We start from the raw sequence: 261 nt of genomic DNA, 5'->3' as shown, positions 1-261 counted from the left end.
GCACCTTCACTCAGAACATTCCTGTTGAATGGGTCGCCAGTGCGCTCAATCTCTCTACTCAAGCCACCATACGACGTCGGCGCCTGCCGAGTGATCAAGTGCTTTGGCTGGTTCAACTTCTCCGACCTCAGCACCTTCTTTTTTTTTTCGAGGTGGCCAGACGCCTGAATATCTGTGCCCAAGGCCTGGCTTCCGATCAGTTGCTGGCGCGCAGCGGCGTGACCGAGGCGCGCAAGCGACTAGGTGCAGACCCGGTCGAAT

At 57.5% G+C, this 261-nt stretch carries 1 protein-coding gene; it reads left to right on the top strand.

Annotated features, from left to right (window positions below):
• A partial coding sequence (locus BVH06_RS21490) for a transposase domain-containing protein (RefSeq protein ID WP_177345406.1) occupies window positions 1–261 on the top strand: 261 nt, incomplete at both ends.

Source organism: Pseudomonas sp. PA27(2017) (assembly GCF_001945445.1).
Taxonomy (GTDB): Bacteria; Pseudomonadota; Gammaproteobacteria; order Pseudomonadales; family Pseudomonadaceae; genus Aquipseudomonas.
Note: the sequence above shows the minus strand (reverse complement) of the source record. Positions and strands in the feature narration are given on the sequence as shown.